The sequence below is a fragment of the Kaarinaea lacus genome, assembly GCF_975902315.1.
The window spans coordinates 1-4,930 of the sequence record NZ_CDLKIE010000459.1; the positions used below are offsets into that span (position 1 = coordinate 1).

General features: G+C 46.8%; 6 protein-coding genes and 1 pseudogene. All 7 read right to left on the reverse strand.

Annotated elements, in window-relative coordinates; genetic code table 11:
* Nucleotides 1-141 (reverse strand): RsmD family RNA methyltransferase (locus ACWVCM_RS14210; RefSeq protein ID WP_455202425.1); only part of this gene is annotated, 141 nt, incomplete at its 3' end.
* A 32-nt stretch (nucleotides 142-173) separates the two neighbouring features.
* On the reverse strand, nucleotides 174-1,109 hold the full coding sequence (gene hemF, locus ACWVCM_RS14215; protein ID WP_455202420.1) for an oxygen-dependent coproporphyrinogen oxidase: 936 nt from the start codon (nucleotides 1,107-1,109) through the stop codon (nucleotides 174-176).
* A gap of 156 nt (nucleotides 1,110-1,265) precedes the next feature.
* Nucleotides 1,266-1,709, reverse strand: a complete 444-nt coding sequence (locus ACWVCM_RS14220; protein ID WP_455202421.1) for a hypothetical protein — start codon at nucleotides 1,707-1,709, stop codon at nucleotides 1,266-1,268.
* A gap of 160 nt (nucleotides 1,710-1,869) precedes the next feature.
* Nucleotides 1,870-2,430, reverse strand: a complete 561-nt coding sequence (locus tag ACWVCM_RS14225) for an L-threonylcarbamoyladenylate synthase (protein ID WP_455202422.1) — start codon at nucleotides 2,428-2,430, stop codon at nucleotides 1,870-1,872.
* 16 nt (nucleotides 2,431-2,446) lie between these two features.
* Nucleotides 2,447-2,947, reverse strand: coding sequence for a 5-(carboxyamino)imidazole ribonucleotide mutase (gene purE, locus ACWVCM_RS14230; RefSeq protein ID WP_455202423.1), 501 nt, complete (start codon nucleotides 2,945-2,947; stop codon nucleotides 2,447-2,449).
* Between the two features lie 29 nt (nucleotides 2,948-2,976).
* Nucleotides 2,977-4,269, reverse strand: a complete 1,293-nt coding sequence (gene purD / locus ACWVCM_RS14235; protein ID WP_455202424.1) for a phosphoribosylamine--glycine ligase — start codon at nucleotides 4,267-4,269, stop codon at nucleotides 2,977-2,979.
* A gap of 26 nt (nucleotides 4,270-4,295) precedes the next feature.
* Nucleotides 4,296-4,930, reverse strand: a pseudogene (gene purH, locus ACWVCM_RS14240) (bifunctional phosphoribosylaminoimidazolecarboxamide formyltransferase/IMP cyclohydrolase); the annotation flags it as partial.

Below are 4,930 nucleotides of genomic sequence, written 5' to 3' on the forward strand. Positions count from 1 at the left end.
CAGCCAGTTGAACACCGTCTCCCTGACCCGGTCTGGTGTTGGTCGTAGGTCGGGAATGTCACTGAAATGTAATTTGCGACTGCGCCACTGGCCACCAATCACCCGAACAATGTTGCTGGTTTTATGGGGATGTTGCGGCATCTTCAGTGCAAGGCAGTTATGTTATCCGGGATTTAAACGTCCATCCCTAACCAGTCACGTGGTTTTAGGTAATTCTCATAGAGGTCGGCTTCTGGTGTACCGGGCTCGGGCTTCCAGTTATATCGCCATTTAACTAAAGGTGGCAACGACATTAAAATGGATTCAGTGCGTCCACCGGTTTGTAAACCAAACAGAGTGCCGCGATCATAGACCAGGTTGTATTCAACATAGCGTCCGCGACGATACAGTTGAAAATCGCGTTCGCGCTCGCCATAAGCTGTTGCTTTACGGCGGGCAACGATAGGCCGATAGGCTTCAATATAGTGATCACCAATGCTTTTCATGAGCTTAAAACAATGATCAAACCCACCTTCATTTAAATCATCAAAAAATAATCCACCAACACCGCGAGTTTCGTTACGATGCTTCAGGAAAAAATAATCATCGCACCATTTTTTGTAGCGGGGATAGATCTCTTCTCCAAAGGGTTCGCAGGCTTGCTTTGCGGTTTGATGCCATGCCTTAACATCTTCCAAAAATGGGTAGTAGGGTGTTAAATCAAATCCGCCACCAAACCACCATATGGGATCGGCGTCCTCTTTGGTTGCGATAAAAAAACGCACGTTGGCGTGTGAAGTGGGTACATAGGGATTGTGAGGGTGAATTACCAGAGAGACGCCCATGGCCTGAAATTGACGGCCAGCGAGTTCGCGCCGATGCGCAGTAGCTGAAGCCGGCAAATTTGCACCATACACGTGGGAGAAATTCACTCCGGCTTGTTCAAACACTTCTCCACCGGTGAGTACGCGGGTACGGCCACCACCACCGCCACCTTCTTCACGCTCCCACGCGTCTTCAACGAATTTGGCTTTACCATCTTCTTCTTCGAGGCCACTGCATATGCGGTCCTGCAGGTCCAGATAGTAAGCTTTGATTTCGTCGATGTTGATCCCGTTTTGTTGATTCATTTTTTATCCTCACCAATTTTCTGCTTGGCAAATGTTACACAAAACGGGCGGGATTATCGACAAGGAATAGGATAATTAAGCTATTGAACGAAAAAAGGTTAACCGAAAAATCGGTTAACCTTATCTTGATTAATATATTGTTTCGTTTGCTGCTATTTACGCATATTGTGCTTTCGCTTCACGGGCGGCTTCAGCCTGTTCTTTGGAATAAGCAGCTCCTGACCAGAGCATGTTATAGGCAATTTCTTCATTGCCGTTTTCGCATAATTCGAGCACCTGCTCAAATAACGGCTGAAACGTATCACTCTTATGGGATTCTTCATGTTCTTCATAAGATTTCCAAAAGGTGATAATGAGTGCTTCTTTATCTTTCATGGGGCTTTCTACGGCCTGGCCCACAGTGCTGCCTTCGTTTGAAATTTGCCCAGTATTCAGAGCGACCAGGCCTCCAATAAAACCGGTGTCTGAATGATAGGTTTTCACGTTTTCGCACAGCATGGCGACGCGTTCTTGTAGATCATCAACAGTATATTCAGGCTTTAAAATCACTCGGTTTATGGTAACAACACCATCATGGGGAAAATTAGGGATAAATGACATGGGTATAACCTCCTAAAAACTATGGATATTTAGCAATTAATAAAAAGCTTATATACTAATATAACGAGGATTTGAGCCGGTTCAACCCTCCAGGAATGGATATATTTCAAGCGGCATAGGCTCTACTTATGGGAGGTAAAACAGACCGTGTTTAGAAGAATCAGCTGGCGCGAAATACCTGATCCGTGAGTGCGTCACGAATTTCAGTGGGTTTAGCCGAAATATCTACTGCTCCATGTAAAATAAAGTCTATTTCCTGACCAAAAATTCGCTGTACCGACAACGCAGAGCGGGCTGGAGGCGCGGATTCGAGGTTGGCACTGGTAGACACCAATGGCTGATCAATTTCTCGACACAAGGCTTGTACGATCGGGTGAGCAGAGACGCGTACTGCCAAACTGTTATGTGTACCTGTCAGGGTTACAGGCACACCGGGGTTGGCAGGCAAAACCCAGGTCACCGGTCCGGGCCAGGTATCACTAATTTTTTTACGAATTGCTGCTGATGGTATGGATACGAATGTTTCCAATTGATTGATATCAGCGGCCACCAGAATGAGGCCTTTTTCCATAGACCGCTTTTTCAATTGCAGCAAGCGAATGACTGCCGAGGTATCTAACGGATTGCATCCTAAACCAAATACTGCCTCCGTTGGATAGGCTACAATGCCGCCACTGAGTATGACTTTGGCCGCTTGTTTGATTTTCCAGGGATTAACCACAAACGCAAATGGTTAGCTACAGACTCTTTTGTAGTTCAGCATCTTTTTGAGCTATGGCTTTTGCGTTGTCCTCCCGGTCTTGCACCAGGCGTTGTGCCAAACTTTCATCCGACAAAGCCATCATTTGTGCAGCCAAATAAGCCGCATTTTTGGCTCCGGCTTTGCCAATGGCTACCGAGGCCACCGGAATCCCACCGGGCATCATTACCGTGGATAGCAAAGCATCCTGACCTTTCAAGGGGCCGCCATCCATGGGAACACCGATAACAGGTTTCACTGTTAAGCCAGCAACGGTACCTGCCAGATGAGCAGCCAGTCCGGCAGCGGCAATAAACACGGCACAGCCGCGCTGATTGGCGTCTTTGACATATTCGTGCGTGCGTTGTGGCGTACGATGTGCGGAGGTGATTTTCACTTCAAAAGGTATTTCCAGCTTCTTCAAAACATCCAACGTGGTTTGCATAACAGGCAGATCAGAGTCGGAACCCATAAGAATGGCAACGAAAGGTTTGCTCATAGTTCTTTCCTTCTAAAATTTTCAAAAAATTAGTTTTCTTCTCTGGCTATGGCGCGATGTCCAATATCATTTCGGTAGTATACATTGGGCCAATGAATTTGTTTTACAAGCTGATAAGCATCAGCTTGAGCCTGTTTAACACTGTCGCCAAGAGCAACCACGCACAACACCCGCCCACCATTGGTTGTAACTTTGCCGTCCACACTTTTAGTGCCAGCGTGAAATACTTTACTGTTATTTTCGTTTTTACCTACCGGTGGCAACCCTTCGATGACATCACCTTTATGATAACTGTCTGGGTAACCACCTGCCGCCATTACGATTCCGACTGATACGCGATCGTCCCATTGGGTAGTGATGTTCGCTAAATTTCTATCGATGGCGTTATTACATAACTCAACCAAATCCGATTGCATGCGCATCATAATGGGTTGGGTTTCAGGATCACCGAAACGACAGTTGTATTCCAAAACTTTTGGTGTTCCCTTACTGTCAATCATGAGGCCTGCATAGAGAAATCCCGTGTAAGGATGACCTTCTTCGGCCATGCCGTTTACCGTAGGTTCGATCACCTCTTTCATAACGCGATCATAGATTTCTGATGTAACCACTGGTGCAGGTGAGTAAGCACCCATGCCGCCGGTATTTGGGCCGGTATCACCATCATCGCGCGCTTTATGATCCTGAGAAGTTGCCATGGGAACAATGTTCTTGCCATCGGCGATAACAATAAAGCTTGCTTCTTCACCCTGTAAAAATTCCTCGACAACCACGCGATGTCCCGCTTCACCAAATTTATTGCCCGCTAGCATGTCTTCCACTGTGGCTTTAGCTTGCTCCAGGTTTTCGGCGATGATGACGCCTTTGCCCGCCGCCAGGCCGTCGGCTTTTATTACGACTGGAAAGCTTTGCTTGTTTAAATAGTCTATGGCTGCGGTTATATCGGTAAATGTTCCATAAGCAGCGGTCGGAATATTGTGCCTTGCCAGAAAATCCTTGGTAAAAGTTTTAGAACCTTCCAGTTGAGCTGCGGCTTTGGAGGGCCCGAAACAACGTAATTCGGCTTCCTTAAATGTATCAACCACACCCATTACCAGCGGTGCTTCAGGTCCAACAATCGTTAAACCAATATTATTTAGTTTTGCAAACTCAACTAGACCGGCAATGTCGTCAACAGCAATGCTGACATTTTCTATACCAGGTTCCAGTTCGGTGCCGGCGTTACCGGGTGCCACATATACCTTTTGTGCTTTTGGTGATTGAGCGGCTTTCCACGCCAGTGCATGTTCACGACCGCCACTGCCAATGATTAATACGTTCATCGAGAAGTTAGTTCCAGTTTGTTTGATTAGTGACGAAAATGACGCATGCCGGTGAACACCATGGCGATTCCATGTTCGTTTGCAGCAGCAATAACCTCGTCATCGCGCATGGAGCCACCAGGTTGAATCACGGCTGTAACGCCAACTTCGGCCGCACTGTCCAGCCCATCGCGAAAAGGAAAGAAAGCATCACTTGCCATCACTGATCCTTTAACCTGTAACTTGGCATCTTCAGCTTTAATCGCCGCGATGCGAGCGCTATAGACGCGACTCATTTGCCCGGCGCCAACACCAATGGTCATTTTATCTTTTCCATACACTATGGCGTTGGATTTTACGAACTTGGCAACTTTCCATGTAAACAACAGGTCTTCAATTTCTTTGTCAGTGGGTTGGCGTTCTGTAACGACTTTAAGGTCGTCTTCTTTTACCATTCCAAGATCGCGGTTCTGCACTAGCAAGCCACCATTTACACGCTTGAAATCAAATGCTGTTTCATCTGGCTTATCCCATTGCCCACACTCAAGAACACGCACGTTCTTTTTCTGATTCAGGATGGGAATTGCTTCTTCTTCAATGGATGGCGCGATTAATACCTCGACAAACTGACGTTCGATAATTTGTGAGGCCGCCCACATATCCAATGGCCGGTTAACGGCAA

What these genes read in the sequence shown, in the direction of transcription:
- hemF (WP_455202420.1), bottom strand. Translation starts at nt 1,109, where the DNA reads ATGAATCAACAAAACGGGATCAACATCGACGAAATCAAAGCTTACTAT.
- ACWVCM_RS14220 (WP_455202421.1), bottom strand. Translation starts at nt 1,709, where the DNA reads ATGTCATTTATCCCTAATTTTCCCCATGATGGTGTTGTTACCATAAAC.
- purE (WP_455202423.1), bottom strand. Translation starts at nt 2,947, where the DNA reads ATGAGCAAACCTTTCGTTGCCATTCTTATGGGTTCCGACTCTGATCTG.
- purD (WP_455202424.1), bottom strand. Translation starts at nt 4,269, where the DNA reads ATGAACGTATTAATCATTGGCAGTGGCGGTCGTGAACATGCACTGGCG.